Raw genomic sequence first — 17,274 nt, 5'->3', positions numbered from 1 at the left:
CGCGGCCGCGATCCGGGGCGGCGCGGCGCATCCGTGACGGGGCGTTCACACTCGGATGCTATGAGGGTCGCGCCGGTCGGGCGGTCCTGCTAGAAGGCCCCGGACGGAAGGGGTCTGTATCGAAATGGCACGTCAGCCAGACGCAAAAATGGGCGCGGGGATCGACCGCGGCGAGGCGATCCTGTCGCTATTCGCCGAGGCGGGCTACGCGCGCACCGAACCGGCGATCCTCCAGCCGGTCGATGTCTTCATCGACCTGTCGGGAGAAGACATTCGCCGCCGCATGTTCGTCACCACCGATGCCGACGGCCACGAATGGGCCTTGCGGCCCGAGTTCACGATTCCGGTCGCGCGGGCCTGGCTGGCGCGCGGCGCCGGCGATCCCGTGTCGTTCTCCTATTGCGGGCCGGTCTTCCGGCTCAGGGCCGGGGAGGTCGGCGAATTCGTGCAGGCCGGCATCGAGTCCTTCGGCCGGGCCGATCGGGAAGCGGCCGATGCCGAGGTCCTGGGGCTCGCCCTCGATGCCGTCGGGTCCGCGGGGCTCGCCGATCCGGACATTCGCCTGGGCGACGTCGGCCTGTTCACGGCGCTGCTGGAGGCCTTGTCCCTTCCCCCCGCCCGGGTGCGCAAGCTGAAGCGCGCCTATGCCCAGGGCCACCTCGACGCCGAGACGATCGACCGCCTGGCCAACGGCCATGACGCGCCGGGCGCCCATGCCGGCGTGCTCCAGGCCCTGCAGGGGCAGGATCCCGCCGCCGCGCGCGCCTTCGTCGAGGACATCCTCAACATCGCGGGGATCGCCTCTGTCGGTGGCCGCACCGCGGGAGAGATCGCCGAGCGCTTCCTAAACCAGGCGACGGCCGACGCGGATGGCGGCATCCCCGACGAGATCTGCGCGCTGCTGAAGCGCTTCGTGGCGGTCCAGGGCGATCCCGATACCGCGTCGGCGGAGATCCGCGCGCTCGCCGCCGATGCCCGGCTCGACCTCGCGTCCGCCCTCGACAGCTTCGATGCCCGCACCGGGTTCATGGCCGCCCGCGGCGTGGACGTCGGTGCCGTGGCCTTCTCGGCCGCTTTCGGCCGGAACCTCGACTACTACACGGGAGCGGTTTTCGAGATCCGCTCCCGGGCGGGCGCGGATCCTCGGCCCGTCGTCGGTGGCGGCCGCTATGACCGCCTGCTGCAAACGCTGGGCGCCAGCGCGCCGGTGCCGGCGGTCGGCTGCTCGATCTGGCTCGATCGCCTGCCGGGAGGCGCCGCATGACCGCGAACCAGCCTCTGACACTCGCCGTTCCCTCCAAGGGCCGGCTGCAGGAAAACGCCTTCGCCTTCTTCGCGCGGGCCGGCCTGCCTCTCGTGCAGGGCCGCGGCAGCCGCGACTATCGCGGCACCATCTCCGGCGTGCCGGACGTCGACGTGCTCTTCCTGTCCGCCTCCGAGATCGCGCGCGAGCTCGCGCAGGGTGGCGCGCATCTCGGCATCACGGGCGAGGACCTGATCCGCGAGAACATTCCGGACGCCAACGACCGGCTCGAACTCCTGACGCCGCTGGGGTTCGGTCACGCCAACGTCGTCGTCGCCGTGCCCCAGGCCTGGATCGACGTGCAGCGCATGGCCGATCTGGAGGACGTGGCGTCGCAGTTCAGGTCGCGGCACGGACGCAAGCTCCGCGTGGCGACCAAGTATGTGAACCTGACGCGGAACTGGTTCGCCCTGCACGGCGTGACCGACTACCGGATCGTCGAGAGCCTGGGGGCCACCGAGGGTGCGCCGGCGTCCGGCGCGGCCGAGCTGATCGTCGACATCACGACGACGGGCGCGACGCTGTCGGCGAACGCGCTGAAGGTCCTCGAAGACGGCGTGATGCTGCGCAGCGAGGCCAATCTCGTGGCCTCGATCCCAGCCACCTGGGGACCGCGCGCCCGCAAGGCCGTGGGCACCATCCTGGCGCGGATCGCGGCCGAGGGCGAGGCGCGCACGACGCGCGAGGTGCGGGCGATCTGGCCTGGCGTCACCGATGCCGGCCTCGCCGAGGCGGACGAACGCTTCTCGGCCCGCCTGCAGGGTGGCGAGCGCGGGGCGGGCGACCGCGTGATCCTGCAATGCCCCAAGGCGACGATGTTCGCGCTTGCGGAGTGGCTCCTGGCACAGGGCGCCGTCCGCGTGGCCGTGGCCGAGGCGGACTACGTCTTCACGGCCACCAACAGTCTGATGGAACGCCTGGACAGGCGCATCGGCTGACGGAAAAAAGGGCCGCCCGCGGGGGAGCGAGCGGCCCTTGGAATTCCCTGCATCCGGGGGAATGCAGAGGTCTTTTGGGGGAAGACGCTCGGGGAGGAACGTCTGCCCTTACCTACGCAGCGCGCCCCGGGGCGGATCACCGACACTCCGTCAGAAATTCAAAGACGGGCATTCGAGGCCGGCGTTGCGGCGCAAGGCCTTGGTGGCTATGCTCCGCCGCTCGAAATTCGGAGACGCCGCCGTCCATGTCAGCCCGCCTGTCGACCGCCATCGCCGCTTTAGCTTTCGCCGGTCTCTGGTCCTGCGGGGCAAGCGCGCAGATGCAGCGCCCGTCCCCGGCCAAGCCCGCCGGCGATTCCGACGTGCCCTCGCTGACCAAGCAGCCGAAGCAGTTTCCCGTCGGCATGCAATGGACGCTCGTGACCTTGAACGGCAAGACCGTGACCGAGAACCGGCCGACCGTGATGATCGACGACGCGCTGCGCGCCCGCGGCTTCGCGGGCTGCAACACGTTCTCGGCGACGGCCTATCCGCTGAACCAGCAGCGCTTCGCGGTGGGTCCGATCGCCGTCACCAAGCGCGCCTGCGACAAGGGCGTGATGGACCTGGAGAAGACCTTCCTCGTCCTGTTCCGCACCGGTGCCGTGTGGGATCTCAAGGACGGCCAGCTCGTCATCCAGGGCAACAACGGCCAACTGAAGTTCGAACGCGCTCTCTGAGCCTCGCGTCCCGCGCCGACCGCTGGTGCGGTCAGGAGCGGTCCGGACCGGCCAGGATCCTGTCGATGCTCGCCTGATCGTTCCCTTGGCCGCGCGGGGCGGGGCCGGCCTTCGGCTCGACGATCGTCGCGTCCGGCGCCGAGAAATCGACGATGTCCGGCATCTCGCGGGTGGCCACGAAGGTCGCGAGCCGGGCCAGGCGACGCTCGATGGTGTCGAGCGCGCCGCGCACCCGCTGCGCCCTCTGCGCCGTGATGTCCTGGAAGGCGCACTGGACGATGATGCTCGTGATCGCCTCGTGCACGAGGGCGCGGTAGGCCGCCGGATCGTCCTCCGACGCGTTCATGACGCGCTCCGCCGCCATCATGATGGCGTGCGAAAACTCGGCGCCGTCCCCGATGATGTCGTCGAGCTCACGCGATGCGGCGGGAATGCGGTCCTTGGCGAGTTCGTTGGCGCCGAGCGAGGCGAGCTCCTGGCGGCAACGGCGCAGGTAATCCGCCGCCGCGCCGATCTCGCGCACGAGAAGGGCGCCATCGGGGGGCGCGTCGGCAGTCGAGGGTCGGTTCGGGGAAGTGGCTGCAGCGGGGCCCGCCGGGCGGGTGCCCGACGTCGGCTTGCGTGGCGGGGGCGTCGTGCGGGACTTCATGCCGGGGCGGTGTCGCGGCCGGTTGGGGGAGCCGGCCGGCCTCGCTCAGGGTTCGCCGACGGCGTCGATCTTGGCCTTCAGCGTCTGGGCGTTGAACGGCTTGACGATGTAGCTGCTCACGCCTGCCTTCTTCGCGGCCACGACGTTGTCGGTCTTCGATTCCGCGGTGATCATGATGAAGGGTGTCTCGCGGAGGCTGTCGTCGGCCCGCACCACCTTCAGGAGCTCGTAGCCGGTCATCGGCTCCATGTTCCAGTCGGAGATGATCAGACCATACTTGCGCTTGCGCAGCTTCTCGAGCGCCTGCGTGCCGTCGGTCGCGTCGTCCACGTCCTCGAAACCGAGCTGCTTCAGCAGGTTCCTGATGATGCGGATCATCGTCTGGTAATCGTCGACGACAAGGATCGGCGTCGATGGACTGATGTTCATAAATGCCTCCGCTTTCCGGCCCGCCGCGCCCCACCAGCGTCCGGACCGTGAGAGCCTTCCACAGCAACAGAGATAGACGACCGCAATTGCAAACGTGTTAACGACGGCGTTGCACACGCAATTAGGCGAACAAAGTCTAATTTTCCGAACGCGGTCGGGACGCGATGGTGGAGTGCACAGGAGAACGGCCCATGGCGCTCAAGACCTACACCTACGGGGAACTCAGCCTCGGCATGCACGATTCGCTGCTGCGCACGGTGATGGCCAGCACGGTCAACCAGTTCGCCGAGGTCTCGGGCGACGTCAATCCGATCCACCTGTCCGACGACTTCGCCGCGCGCAGCCGGTTCGGGCAGCGCATCGCCCACGGCATGTTCACCGCCAGCCTGATCTCGGCCGTCATTGGCACGCGCCTGCCGGGCCCCGGGGCGGTCTACCTGTCGCAGACCCTGCGCTTCCTGGCTCCGGTGAAGATCGGCGACGTCGTGGCCGCCGTGGTCGAGGTGGCGGAGATGGTGGAGAAGGGCCGGCGGGTGCGGCTGGACTGCCAATGCCTGGTCGATGGCAAGCCGGTGCTCGAAGGCGAGGCCTGGGTGATGGTGCCCGCGACCCCGCAGACGGCCTGAGGAACGCCCGACGCTTGACCGCAACGGCGTGAACGGTCAGGTTGCCGGCCGTTTGGCGGACCCCCGTGCTGCGGGAGCCGCTTGCTCCCCACGGCAGATCGCTTGCAGAAACACACGGCTTGCATGAGCGAAGCGTCCCTCCCGCCGTCCGGTGCTCGACAAGATCGCGGATTCACCGTCGCGCGCAGCCTCGACGTGCCTGCCGCCATATCGGGGGCGATCGCGGCGATCGGCAATTTCGACGGCCTGCACCGCGGTCACCGGGCCGTCATCGCCCGGGCGGAGGCGATGGGCCGCGCGTTGTCCGCCCCGGTCGTGCTGCTGACCTTCGAGCCGCATCCGCGCAGCTTCTTCAGGCCTGACACGCCGCTGTTCCGGCTCACGCCGGAGCCCGTCAAGCTCGCCGTGGCTCGGGCCCTGGGCCTCGACGGCGCCGTTGTGCTGCCGTTCGACGCGACGCTGGCGGCGACCTCCGCCTCGCAGTTCGTGCGCGACATCCTGGCCGGGCGTCTTGGCCTGCGCGGCGTCGCGGTGGGGCACGATTTTCATTTCGGCCGCGGACGCGAGGGATCGCCGGCCTTCATCGCCCGGGAGGGCGAGCAACTCGGCCTGGCCGTGGACGTCATCGCCCCGCTCGTGCAGGACGGAGCCCCGGTCTCCTCCAGCGCGATCAGGACGGCGCTCTCCGACGGAGACGTCGAGACGGCGGCCAGGCTCATCGGTTCGCGCTGGCTGGTCCGCGGCACGGTCCAGCACGGCGACAAGCGGGGCCGCACGCTCGGCTTTCCGACGGCCAACATCCGCCTCTCGCCCGACTGCGCTCTGCGGCACGGGATCTACGCGGTCCGCCTCGCCATCGACGGCGTGGTGCATGACGGCGTGGCGAGCTTCGGGCGCCGGCCGACCTTCGACGACGGCGCGCCGCTGCTCGAGGTCTTCGTCTTCGATTTCGCCGGCTCGCTCTACGACAAGACGCTCGACGTGGAATTCTGCGCCTGGATCCGCGGCGAGGAGAAGTTCGACGGGATCGAGACCCTGATCGCCCGCATGACCATCGACTGCGAGCAGGCCCGGACGGCCCTGGCGCGCGGGGCGGAGATCCCCGCTCCGAGCCTCCTGCCGCTGGCCGGCTGAGACGGCGGGTGCGATGTCCGGAAGCCGTCGCATCACCACCGTCGGGTTCGATGCCGACGACACGCTCTGGCACAACGAGACCTGGTTCCGCCTGACGGAGGAACGCTTCGCCGAGTTGCTCGCCCCGCACGCGGAGGGAGCGGACCTCAGCGGCCGGCTGCTGGCCGCCGAGCGCCGCAACGTCGGCCATTATGGCTTCGGCATCAAGGGTTTCACCCTGTCGATGATCGAGACCGCGATCGAGGTGACCGAGGGCAACGTGCCGGCCGCGGTGATCGGTGACATCCTGCGCAGCGGTCGCGAGCTGCTCGCCCATCCGGTCGAGATCCTGCCCCATGCACGCGAGACGCTGGAGGCCCTGTCGGGGCGCTTCCGCCTCGTGGTCGTGACCAAGGGCGATCTCTTCGACCAGGAGCGCAAGCTCGCGCAGTCTGGCCTCGACGCCCTGTTCGACGGCGTCGAGATCGTCAGCGACAAGACGCCGGCCGTCTACGACCGGGTGTTCGCGCGCCACGGCGACGGGGCGAGCCGGGCCCTGATGGTCGGCAATTCGCTGAAGTCCGACGTCCTGCCCGCCATCGCCGCCGGCGCCGTGGGGGTGCACGTGCCCTACCACGTCACCTGGGCGCTCGAGCACGCCGACGAGCCCGTGGAGGAACCGCGTTTCCACCGGATCGCCCATCTGGGCGAACTCCTGCCGCTCCTGGAGGCCCTGGACTGAAGCACGCCGCGTTTCGTTTCGACGCGAACGCACCTCGCTTCGGTCTCCCCCCATGGTCGCACGCTTTCGGGCAAAAGCCGGGTTCCAGCTTTTGGCAGCTTGCGCCAGGCCGGGCTTTATTCCAGCGCCCGGCGCTGGTAGAAGCGCGGCATGACCGTGGTCCGGACGACGATACGGCGCCTTGCTGCGCGAATTACCGGCCCGGCCCTCGCGTGAGGCCGAAAGGCCGTGCGAAGGTCCGGGATACCTTGCCGTATGCCCTTCTCAGGTCAGGCCCGCCCATTCTGGCCGGCCCAATCCGGTTGACACCATGAACGACGCCGCCTCCGCCGCCAGCGACACCAGCAAGGGGTCCGCGCGCGACTACTCCAAGACCCTGTTCCTTCCCCAGACCGAATTCCCGATGCGCGCCGGCCTGCCGCAGCGGGAACCGCAGCTCCTGCAGCGCTGGAAGGACATGGATCTCTATCGCCGCCTGCGCGAAACCGCCGCGGGCCGGCCCAAGTTCGTCCTGCACGACGGGCCTCCCTACGCCAACGGCAACATCCACATCGGCCACGCGCTCAACAAGATCCTCAAGGACCTGGTCACCCGCTCGCAGCAGATGCTGGGCCACGACAGCAACTACGTGCCCGGCTGGGACTGCCACGGCCTGCCAATCGAGTGGAAGATCGAGGAGGAGTACCGCAAGAAGGGGCGCAACAAGGACGAGGTCGACGTCGTCGAGTTCCGCCGCGAGTGCCGGGCCTTCGCCGAGCATTGGCTGTCGGTGCAGCGCGAGGAGTTCAAGCGGCTGGGCGTGGAGGGCGACTGGTCGCACCCCTATTCCACCATGGCCTACCCGGCCGAGGCGCAGATCGCGCGCGAGCTGATGTCCTTCGCGATGTCGGGCCAGCTCTACCGTGGCTCGAAGCCCGTGATGTGGTCCGTGGTCGAGAAGACGGCCCTGGCCGAGGCCGAGGTCGAGTATCACGACCACCAGTCGACGACGATCTGGGTGAAGTTCCCGATCGAGCGGTTGGGGACGCTCGCTGGATTTGCCGGCGGAGCGGCGGCCGACGGGATCGCCGAAAGCCTGTCGCGGGCCTCGGTGCTGATCTGGACCACGACGCCGTGGACGATCCCCGCCAACCGCGCGATCGCCTATTCGCGTTCGATCTCCTACGGCCTCTTCCGGGTCGCCTCCGCGCCGGAGGGCAACTGGACGAAGCCCGGCGAACTGTTCGTGATCGCCGACAAGCTGGCGGACGAGGTGATGAAGGCGGCCAAGGCCGATGCCTTCGAGCGGGTCTGCGACGTCGATCCGTCCGTCATCGGCGCGTGCCGCCACCCGTTCCGCGGCCTTGCCGACACCGATGGCTACTATGACTTCGACGTCCCGCTGGTGGCGGCCGACTACGTGACCGACGATGCCGGCACGGGCTTCGTGCACACGGCGCCCGGCCACGGCGCCGATGACTACAACACCTTCGTCGCCAACCGCGCGCTGTTCGCCGCCGCCGGCACGGAGCAGGTGCCGCACACGGTGGGGCCGGACGGGGCCTATTTCCCGCACGTGAAGCTCTTCGCCGGCGCCCGCGTCTTCGACGACAAGGGCAACGAAGGCGACGCCAACCGCCGCGTCATCGAGAGGCTCGTGGCCACGGGCTCGCTCGCGGCGCGGGGACGGCTGCAGCACAGCTACCCCCATTCGTGGCGCTCCAAGGCGCCGCTCATCTTCCGCAACACGCCGCAATGGTTCATCGCGATGGACCGGCCGATCGGCGACGGCATCTCCGACGCGGCGACGCTCGCCACCCTTCAGCGCCTCTTCGGCGCCGACTGGCGCAAGGCGACGCTGCGCGACGTCGCGTTGAAGGCGATCAGCCACACCCGCTGGGTTCCCGCGGTCGGCGAGAACCGCATCACGGGCATGATCGCCAACCGGCCGGACTGGGTGATCTCGCGCCAGCGCGCCTGGGGCGTGCCGATCACCGTGTTCGTGAACAGGGAGACGGGCGAGGTGCTGAAGGACGAGCGGGTCAACCGGCGCATCGCCGAGGCCTTCGCCGCCGAGGGCGCCGACGCCTGGTTCTCGGACGCCACCGGCGCCCGCTTCCTGGGGAACGACTACGACGCTGCGGCCTACGAGAAGGTCAACGACGTCCTGGACGTCTGGTTCGACTCCGGCTCGACCCACGCCTTCACCCTGGAGGATCCCGAGCACTTCCCGGGGCTCGCCGGCGTGCAGCGGCGGGTCGACGGCGGCCGCGACACCGTCATGTACCTGGAGGGGTCCGACCAGCACCGCGGCTGGTTCCACTCGTCCCTGCTGGAGAGCTGCGGCACGCGGGGCAGGGCGCCCTACGACGTGGTGCTGACGCACGGCTTCGTCCTCGACGAGAAGGGCGAGAAGATGTCCAAGTCGAAGGGCAACGTGACCGCCCCGCAGGACGTCATCCGCGACTCCGGCGCCGACATCCTGCGCCTGTGGGTGGCCGCCGCCGACTACTCGGACGACCTGCGCATCGGCCCCGAGATCCTCAAGACCTTCGTGGAGACCTACCGCAAGCTCCGCAACACGATGCGCTGGATGCTGGGCACGCTCGCCCATCACCGGCCCGACTACGCGCTCGTGCCGGCCGACCTGCCCGAACTGGAGCGGCTGATGCTGCACCGGCTCGCCGAGCTCGACGCGGGGGTGCGCGAGGCCTATGCGGAGTTCGACTACAAGCGGGTCGTCTCGCAACTGTCGTCCTTCATGACCAGCGACCTGTCGGCGTTCTACTTCGACGTGCGCAAGGACGTGCTCTATTGCGATCCGGCGTCGAGCGCGGTCCGCCAGGGTGCGCTGGCGGTGATCGAGGCGATCTTCCGCCGGGTCACGGTCTGGCTGTCGCCCATCCTCGTGTTCACGGCCGAGGAAGCCTGGCTTGCGCGCTACGGAGACACCGGAGGCTCGGTGCATCTGGAGACCTTCCCGGAGACCCCGGGGTCCTGGCGCGACGACGTTCTGGCCGAGAAGTGGGCCACGATCCGGCGCGTGCGCCGGGTGGTGACGGGGGCGCTCGAGATCGAGCGCGCCCAGAAGCGCATCGGTGCGTCGCTCGAGGCCGCGCCCGAGCTCCACGTCGTCGACGACGGGCTGCGCGACCTGCTCTCGACCGTCGACCTCGCGGAGATCTGCATCACCTCCGGCCTGCTGCTGATGACCGGCGAAGGACCGCGGGACGCGTTCCGGCTCGACGACGTGCCGGGCGTTGCCGTCGTGCCGAGGCCGGCCGCGGGGCGCAAATGCGCCCGGTCATGGAAGTTCTCCACCGAGATCGGCGCCGACCCCGACTTCCCCGACATCACGCCGCGTGATGCGGCCGCCATGCGGGAATGGGATGCGGCCCACGCGGGCTGAACGGCCCGCCGACCTTCACCTCGCCGGTTGCCATCGCGCCGGCGAGGTCCTACCTGTCGGGGCATGACCCCCCGCCTGCTCGGCTTTTCCCTTGCCGCCCTGACCTTCGTCCTGGATCAGGCCCTGAAGGCCTGGATCCTCTACGGCCTGCGCCTGCCGGAGAGCCCTCCCATCCGGGTCGGCTGGCTCTTCGACCTGGTGATGGTCTGGAATCGGGGGATTTCCTACGGCCTGTTTCAGCAGCACGAGGATTGGGGCCGCTATGGCCTGGTGGTCCTGTCCGTCGCCGCGGCCGTCGGGCTCGGCATCTGGCTCATGCGAAGCTCCGGGTGGGTCCTGGCGCTCGGCCTCGGTCTGCTGATCGGCGGCGCGCTGGGCAATGCTGTCGATCGCTTCGTCTACGGGGCGGTCGTCGATTTCGTTCTTCTTTACTGGATCCCTGTATTTCCATACGTGTTCAACCTAGCGGACTCGGCCATCGTTGCAGGCGTGGGCCTGCTTCTGTATGACTCGCTGGTGCTCGAGGGACGCCGCGGCCACGCGTCGCGCATGGCGAACGAGGGCGGGACGTCCGAAGGCGCCTCAAATCAGCCGTGATGAGGCGGCACGAGAGTTCGATGACACAACAGCAGGGAAAGCCATCCATGGTGCTCAAGCTGCGCATGTGCGCCCGCCTTGCCGCCCTGGCGTGCGGCGCGTTTCTCCTCGCGGGCGCTCCGGCCCAGGCCCAGACGGGCGTGCTCGACAGCATGCTCGGCCTCCTCGGGCTGAAGTCGGACGAGCAGCCCGACATCGAGTATCGCGAGCGTGCACCGCTGGTCGTGCCGCCGCAGATGAAGCTCCGGACGCCTGAGGCTCCGGCCTCCGCGCGCAACGCCGCGTGGCCGAACGATCCCGACGTCGCCCGCCGCGCCGCTGAGGAGAAGTACCGCAAGACGCCGGTCGGCGAGCGTGCCGACCGCAAGTACCTCGATGGCGAGCTGCGGCGGCCGAGCGACATCCCGGGCGGCCGGACCTATGGCAAGACCACGCCGAGCGAGCCCGCGCCCTTCGTCGTCGAGGGAAGCCTCGCGGAGAGCGGCTGGGTCGCCCCCGACAAGCTGAAGGCGATGGCGCCCAAGGCCCAGGAGCAGAACCTGCTCGTCGCCGGCCAGGAGCCTCCGCGCCGCTACCTGACCGATCCGCCCACGGGCATGCGTGTTCCGTCCAACAAGGCGCCTCTGAACGCCGGCAAGACCCTGGTCGCGCCGCGCCTGAGCGACCGCGAGGAAAAGGACCCGCTGAACACCTATCGTCCGAAGCCCAAGTCGCCTGACGACGAGTGAGGCTTTCGCGACTGCGGGTCCGGCGGACCTGAAGAAGAGTTTAGGACATGGGGGTCTGTCGTTGGACGGGCCCCCATTCTATATGAGGGAAGGCGTCCGACGTCCTTCGCGCCGGCGCGCATCGTCCGTTTCAACACGCCCGCAGGAGTGCCCGCCGCCATGACAGCCACGACGACCGCCGACACCGGGCCCACCGTCGCGGACTTCACGCTCGACAATGGCCTGCAGGTCGTGGTGATCCCCGATCATCGGACGCCGGTCGTCACCCACATGATCTGGTACCGCAACGGGTCGGCTGACGATCCAATCGGCAAGTCGGGCATCGCCCACTTCCTCGAACACCTCATGTTCAAGGGCACGGAGAAGCATCCGCAGGGCGAATTCTCCAACGTGGTCGCCGAGCTGGGCGGCCAGGAGAACGCCTTCACCTCGACCGACTACACGGCCTACTTCCAGCGCGTGGCGCGCGACCACCTGGCCACGGTCATGGGCTTCGAGGCCGACCGGATGCAGGGGCTCGTGCTGACCGACGACATCGTCGATCCCGAGCGCGACGTCGTGATCGAGGAACGGCGCATGCGCACCGACACCGATCCCGGCGCTCAGCTGGGCGAGTCGGTGGCGGCGACGCTGTTCACGCACCACCCCTACGGCAAGCCGATCATCGGCTGGATGCACGAGATCGAGGGCCTGAACCGCGAGGACGCGCTGGCCTACTACCGGCGCTTCTACACGCCCGAGAACGCCATTCTCGTCTTGGCCGGCGACGTCACGCCCGACGAGGTGCGCAAGGCCGCCGAGGGCACCTATGGCCAGATCCCGCGCCGTGGCGAGCCCCCTGTGCGCCGTCGGCCGCAGGAGCCCGATCCCCGCGCCGCCCGCCTCGTGACGCTGGCCGACCCCAAGGTCGAGCAGCCCTCGCTGCAGAAGGCCTATCTCGTGCCGTCCTACACGACGGGCGCTCCGGGTGAGGCCGAAGCCCTCGAGGTGCTGGTCCAGATCCTGGCCGCCCATTCCACCGGACGCCTCCACCGGCGCCTCGTGGTGGAACAGAAGGTCGCGGTGGCCGCCGGCGGCTGGTACCAGAGTTCGGCGCTGGATCGCTCGCGCCTGCTCCTCTATGCCGTGCCGCGCCCGGGCGTGACCCTGCAGTCGCTCGACGGCGACCTCGATGCCTGCATCGCGGAGATCGTCTCGGGCGGCGTGGACGAGCGCGAACTCGCGCGCGCCAAGACCCGTCTCATCGCCGACACGGTCTACGCCCAGGACAGCCAGGCATCGCTGGCCCGCATCTACGGTTCGACGCTGGCCACCGGCGGCACCGTCGAAAGCGTTGCCGCGTGGCCCCGCGACATCGACGCCGTGACCGGCGAGGACGTCCGGAAGGCCGCCCAGCGCTGGCTCGACGGGCGCCGCGCCGTCACCGGCTATCTCCTCAAGGACGAGGCTGCCTGACCGGGCTCCCGGCCCGCCCACGAACGCCCTCCCGTCCTGCACCGACCGAGTCCGCCATGAACGCCCCCGTTACCCGCATCGAGAAGAGTTCCGCCTCCAGGATCCAGCGCGTCGTCTCCCCAGGAGGGATCGAGGCCTGGCTCGTGGAAGACTACACGGTGCCTCTCGTCGCGCTGGAGTTCTCCATCCGCGGCGGCGCGTCCCAGGACCCTGCCGGCAAGTCCGGCCTCGGCTACTTCCTGTCGGGTGTGCTCGACGAGGGCGCGGGTCCCTATGAGTCGTCGGCTTTCCATGAGCGGCTCGACGAGTTCGCCATCGAACTGCGGTTCAACGCCGACCGGGACGGCTTCGGCGGCCATCTGCGCACGCTGGTGCGGCACCGGGCCGAGGCGTTCGACATGTTGCGGCTGGCGCTGACCGAGCCGCGCTTCGACGAGGAGCCGCTCGAGCGCGTGCGGGCCCAGATCGAGGCCGGCATCCGGCACGAGGCGAACGACCCGGACTCGCTGGCGAGCCGCACCTTCTTCGCGACGGCCTTTCCCGACCATCCCTACGGGCGGACGGTGAACGGTAGGCTGGAGAGCCTGCCGGCGATCACCCGGGACGATCTCGTCGACTATCACCGCCGGGTCCTGGCCCGCAGCACGTTGAAGATCGCGGTGGTCGGCGCCATCGATGCGCAGACGCTGGCGGGCGAACTCGACCGGGTGTTCGGGCCGCTGCCGGCGCAGGCGTCCCTGGTGCCGGTGCCGCAGGCCGACCCGCAGGGCGTCGGGACGTCCAAGGTCGTCACCCTGGACGTGCCCCAGTCCTCGATCCGCTTCGGGGCCCGCGGCCTGATGCGCAACGACCCGGACTGGATTGCGGCCGTCGTCGTGAACCACATCCTGGGCGGCGGGGTGTTCTCCTCGCGCCTCTTCCGCGAGGTTCGCGAGAAGCGCGGGCTGGCCTACTCGGTCTGGTCGCAGCTCGCCCCGTTCGACCACGGCGCGCTCCACATGGGTGGCACCTCGACCAAGAACGAGCGTGCGGCCGAGTCCATCTCGATCATCCAGGAGCAGATCGCCTCTCTCGTCGCGGAAGGACCGACGGCGGACGAACTCGACAAGGCGCGCAAGTATCTCATCGGGTCCTATGCGCTGAACTTCGACACCTCGACGAAGATCGCCGGCCAGCTCGTCCGCATCCAGAACGACGATCTGGGCATCGACTACATGGACCGGCGCAACGGGCTGGTGGCGGCCGTCACCGGCGAGGACGTGGCGCGGACGGCGCGCCGGCTCTATGGCGACGGCAAGCTGCTCGTGGCGGTGGCCGGCAAGCCAGTCGGGTTGTGATCTCGCACCCGAATTGATGCCTTCAACCGGAGCGGCGCCAGGTCGCCCGGCCGGGGTAGAATGGGGCCCGATTCGCCTCCGGAGCCGCCGATGCCGGTCCGCCGCCTCGATCCCGTGCTCGTCGACCGCATCGCCGCCGGCGAGGTCGTCGAGCGTCCCGCAGCCGCCGTCAAGGAACTGGTCGAGAACGCGCTCGACGCCGGCGCGCGCCGCGTGGAGGTGGTGATCGAGGCCGGGGGGCGCCGCCTCATCCGCGTGGTCGACGATGGCTGCGGCATGGGACCGGAGGACCTGGAACTCGCCGTCGAGCGCCACGCGACCTCCAAGCTCCCGGACGGCGACCTGTTCGCCATCCAGACCCTCGGGTTTCGTGGCGAAGCGCTCCCGTCCATCGGCGCCGTGGCCCGCCTCACCATCTCGACCCGGCCGGCCGGTGCGACGCAGGCCTCCTCGATCCTGGTGGATGCCGGCCTCAAGCACCCCGTTCGTCCGGCCGCGCTCGACCGCGGGACGCGCGTCGAGGTCGCCGATCTCTTCTTCGCCACTCCGGCACGCCTCAAGTTCCTCAAGACGGACCGCGCCGAGGCCCAGGCCGTGGCCGACGTGGTGCGCCGGCTGGCGATGGCCCATCCCGGCGTGCGCTTCGCGCTGGCCGGCGAGGGAACGCCGGCGCTCGACTATCCCGCCGTCCAGGGCGAGGGGCCGGACGCGCTGGCCCGTCGTCTCGGCCAGGTTCTCGGCACCGACTTCGTCGCCAACAGCGTCCCCATCGACGCCACCCGCGAAGAGATCGTGGTGGGCGGGCTCGCCGGCCTGCCGACGTTTCACAGGCCGACGGCGGGAGGCGTCCACCTCTTCGTCAACGGACGGCCCGTGCGCGACAAGCTGCTCATGGGCGCGGTGAAAGCCGCCTATGCCGACGTGGTGCCGGCCGGCCGCCATCCCGCCGTGGCCCTGTTCGTGGAGTGCCCGTCGCGGTCCGTCGACGTCAACGTGCATCCCGGAAAGAGCGAGGTGCGGTTCCGCGATCCCGGGCTGGTTCGCGGGCTCCTCGTCGGAGCCTTGAAGGAGGCGCTCGCCGGCGCGGGGCACCGGGCCGCCAACACGGTCTCGGCCCGCACGCTCGATGCCCTGCGCCCCGCCATCGTGCCGCATTCGGGCGCGAGCCTGCAGTCCTTCGACCGGCGCGACGCGCCCCGTGTCGCCGACTGGAACTGGCGCGCGTCGCCGGCGGCGCCGTCGTCCTCGCCCGGTCCGTCATGGCGGAGCGAAACCGACTGGCGGAGCGAAACGGGACCCTCGGGATTCGCCGAGGCGGCACAGGCGGCCTTCGCGGCGCTCGCCGAGCCGTCCGCGGACGCGCGGGCCGACGACGGCGTGGTGGATCTGTTCGATCGCCCGCTGGGAGCGGCGCGGGCGCAGATCCACGAGACCTACATCATCGCCCAGACCCGCGACGGCCTCGTCATCGTGGACCAGCATGCCGCCCATGAGCGGCTCGTCTACGAGCGCCTCAAGAAGGACCGGGCCCAGCGCGGCATCGCCCGGCAGATGCTGCTGATCCCCGCCGTCATCGATCTCGACCCGGTCGAGGCGGAGCGTCTCGTGGACAAGGCCGGCCTGCTCGCGGAACTCGGGCTCGTGCTGGAATCCTTCGGCCCCGGCGCGGTGGCCGTCACCGAAATGCCTTCCGCCCTGGCGGCGGCCGACGTGTCGGCGCTGGTGCGCGACCTCGCCTCCAGCCTCGAGGAGTGGGGTGGCACCCTGGCCCTGGAGGACAGGCTCGACCACGTGCTGGCGACGTTCGCCTGCCACCACTCGGTGCGCGCGGGCCGTCGCATGCGGCCCGAGGAGATGAATGCCCTGCTGCGCGAGATGGAAGCGACGCCCCTGTCCGGTCAGTGCAACCACGGCCGTCCGACCTATGTCGAACTGAAGCTCGCCGACGTGGAGCGGCTGTTCGGGCGGCGCTAGAGCGCAAACCGACCTCACTGCGTCAGGTCGGTTTGCGCTCTAGGATCTTGATTGAGCATCATCTTTTTCCACCAACCGGCATCCACTCGGTGGAATGATGCTCTAGGCGGTCGGTCTCAGCCCGCCTGCGCGAAGAGGACTTTGGTGTCGCCGTAGGCGCGTTCTTCCAGCAGGTGGAAGCCTTCCGGCAGCGTCACCTCCGCCTCCGCGGCTTCCTCGACCAGGCACAGCGCGCCGGGCGTGAGCCAGCCGCCCGAGAGTGCGCTTGCGAGGGCCGGCGTCGCGAGGCCCTTGCCGTAGGGCGGATCGCAGAAGACCAGCGAGAACGGCTGGTTGGGGTGCGCGGGCCCGAGCCGCGTGGCGTCGCGGCGGAACACCTTGGTGATGCCGGCGACGCCCAACGTGTCGATGTTGGCGCGGACCAGGCCGCGGCCCTCCGCCGAGTCGTCGACGAAGAGGGCATAGGCCGCGCCGCGCGACAGCGCCTCGAAGCCGAGCGCCCCCGTGCCGGCGAAGAGGTCGAGCACGCGGGCGTCGGCCACCGGATCGTCGTAGGCGTGCGCGAGAACGTTGAAGAGCGTCTCGCGCAGCCGGTCGGAGGTCGGGCGCACGGCATGGGTCTTCGGCGCGGCGAGCGCGCGACCCTTGAACCGGCCCCCGACGATCCGCACGGGCGGCCTCAGCCGTCGCGGCGCGGACCGCGCGGCGGACGGCCGCCGGGCTTGCCGCCAAATCCGCCGGGTTTGCCGCCGAAGCCGCCGGGCTTGCCGCCGAAACCACCGGGCTTGCGGCCACCGGCCGGCCGGTCGCCCTGGGGACGAGCCGGACGGTCACCCTCGGCGCGGTCGAAGCGCGGACGCCGCGGGCGGTCGTCACCGTCGCGCGCCGGGCGGGCCGGACGATCCTCGTCCGACCAGGCGGAGCGGGCAGGGCGCTCGGTGCGGCGGGGCTTGGCCTCGCGCACGGCCTGCGCGGCCGGATCGCGAGCCACCTTCTCGACGAGCACGGAGCGTCCGCTGCGGGCCGTCACCTTGCCGGCCCGGACGTGCTCGCGCTCGGCGCTCTCGGCGCGGGCCGCCTTGGGATCGGCGCCGCGCCTGGGCACGTGCGCGACCTTGGGGCGATCCTCCGCGTCCGCCTCGGCGCGCCAGACGCTCTTGACGGGCTCGGTGGGATGCCGGCGCGGCGGACGGGCAGGGCGCTCGTCGGCCGCCTCGTCACGGGCAGAGCGTCCGCGCGGGGCGTCGCGGTCGCGACGGGCCGGGCGCTCTTCGCC

The 17,274-nt window shown here is 70.2% G+C and carries 15 protein-coding genes and 1 pseudogene; 12 read left to right on the top strand and 4 right to left on the bottom strand.

What is annotated here, in order from left to right; genetic code table 11:
* Window positions 1-148 precede the first annotated feature (148 nt).
* The 3 genes from Q0Q47_RS07225 to Q0Q47_RS07215 all read left to right on the top strand — a co-directional run bounded on the left by Q0Q47_RS07225 (window position 149) and on the right by Q0Q47_RS07215 (window position 2,960).
* Window positions 149-1,264, top strand: coding sequence for an ATP phosphoribosyltransferase regulatory subunit (locus Q0Q47_RS07225; protein ID WP_293856624.1), 1,116 nt, complete (start codon window positions 149-151; stop codon window positions 1,262-1,264).
* On the top strand, window positions 1,261-2,241 hold the full coding sequence (gene hisG, locus Q0Q47_RS07220; protein WP_293856621.1) for an ATP phosphoribosyltransferase: 981 nt from the start codon (window positions 1,261-1,263) through the stop codon (window positions 2,239-2,241). Before Q0Q47_RS07225 ends, hisG begins: the two co-directional genes overlap by 4 nt.
* A 245-nt stretch (window positions 2,242-2,486) precedes the next feature.
* Window positions 2,487-2,960 carry an META domain-containing protein gene (locus tag Q0Q47_RS07215; protein WP_293856618.1) on the top strand — a complete coding sequence of 158 codons (474 nt, stop codon included), beginning with the start codon at window positions 2,487-2,489 and terminating at the stop codon, window positions 2,958-2,960.
* Window positions 2,961-2,991: 31 nt separating this feature from the next.
* Here Q0Q47_RS07215 and Q0Q47_RS07210 read toward each other — a convergent pair whose 3' ends face one another.
* Window positions 2,992-3,609 (bottom strand): hypothetical protein, encoded by a 618-nt coding sequence (locus Q0Q47_RS07210; protein WP_293856615.1) that lies wholly within the window; start codon window positions 3,607-3,609, stop codon window positions 2,992-2,994.
* Window positions 3,610-3,654: 45 nt separating this feature from the next.
* The gene (locus Q0Q47_RS07205) at window positions 3,655-4,038 is read right to left on the bottom strand and encodes a response regulator (RefSeq protein WP_293856612.1); all 384 of its coding nucleotides are present in this window, start codon (window positions 4,036-4,038) and stop codon (window positions 3,655-3,657) included.
* Window positions 4,039-4,229: 191 nt separating this feature from the next.
* On the opposite strand from Q0Q47_RS07205, the gene Q0Q47_RS07200 reads away from it, so the two are divergent.
* From Q0Q47_RS07200 to mutL, 9 genes are all read left to right on the top strand, one after another.
* Complete coding sequence (locus Q0Q47_RS07200) at window positions 4,230-4,664, top strand: MaoC family dehydratase (RefSeq protein WP_293856609.1); 435 nt, start codon at window positions 4,230-4,232, stop codon at window positions 4,662-4,664.
* Window positions 4,665-4,787: 123 nt separating this feature from the next.
* Window positions 4,788-5,798, top strand: coding sequence for a bifunctional riboflavin kinase/FAD synthetase (locus Q0Q47_RS07195; protein WP_293856606.1), 1,011 nt, complete (start codon window positions 4,788-4,790; stop codon window positions 5,796-5,798).
* Between the two features lie 13 nt (window positions 5,799-5,811).
* On the top strand, window positions 5,812-6,519 hold the full coding sequence (locus Q0Q47_RS07190) for an HAD family hydrolase (protein WP_293856603.1): 708 nt from the start codon (window positions 5,812-5,814) through the stop codon (window positions 6,517-6,519).
* Window positions 6,520-6,829: 310 nt separating this feature from the next.
* Window positions 6,830-9,907 (top strand): isoleucine--tRNA ligase, encoded by a 3,078-nt coding sequence (ileS, locus tag Q0Q47_RS07185; protein WP_293856600.1) that lies wholly within the window; start codon window positions 6,830-6,832, stop codon window positions 9,905-9,907.
* A gap of 63 nt (window positions 9,908-9,970) precedes the next feature.
* Window positions 9,971-10,504, top strand: a complete 534-nt coding sequence (lspA, locus tag Q0Q47_RS07180; RefSeq protein ID WP_293856597.1) for a signal peptidase II — start codon at window positions 9,971-9,973, stop codon at window positions 10,502-10,504.
* 20 nt (window positions 10,505-10,524) lie between these two features.
* Entirely contained in the window at window positions 10,525-11,232 is a 708-nt protein-coding gene (locus Q0Q47_RS07175) for a hypothetical protein (RefSeq protein ID WP_293856594.1), read from the top strand.
* Window positions 11,233-11,391: 159 nt separating this feature from the next.
* On the top strand, window positions 11,392-12,687 hold the full coding sequence (locus tag Q0Q47_RS07170) for a pitrilysin family protein (protein WP_293856591.1): 1,296 nt from the start codon (window positions 11,392-11,394) through the stop codon (window positions 12,685-12,687).
* A gap of 56 nt (window positions 12,688-12,743) precedes the next feature.
* Entirely contained in the window at window positions 12,744-14,024 is a 1,281-nt protein-coding gene (locus tag Q0Q47_RS07165; RefSeq protein WP_293856588.1) for a pitrilysin family protein, read from the top strand.
* A gap of 90 nt (window positions 14,025-14,114) precedes the next feature.
* Window positions 14,115-15,998, top strand: coding sequence for a DNA mismatch repair endonuclease MutL (gene mutL, locus Q0Q47_RS07160; protein ID WP_293856585.1), 1,884 nt, complete (start codon window positions 14,115-14,117; stop codon window positions 15,996-15,998).
* 116 nt (window positions 15,999-16,114) lie between these two features.
* Here mutL and rsmD read toward each other — a convergent pair whose 3' ends face one another.
* Entirely contained in the window at window positions 16,115-16,669 is a 555-nt protein-coding gene (gene rsmD / locus Q0Q47_RS07155) for a 16S rRNA (guanine(966)-N(2))-methyltransferase RsmD (protein WP_293856582.1), read from the bottom strand.
* 8 nt (window positions 16,670-16,677) lie between these two features.
* Window positions 16,678-17,274, bottom strand: a pseudogene (locus tag Q0Q47_RS07150) (RNA-binding protein); the annotation flags it as partial.

It is taken from the genome of uncultured Alsobacter sp. (genome assembly GCF_945952055.1).
Lineage (GTDB): Bacteria > Pseudomonadota > Alphaproteobacteria > Rhizobiales > Beijerinckiaceae > Alsobacter.
This window is presented reverse-complemented; position numbering and strand designations above follow the sequence as displayed.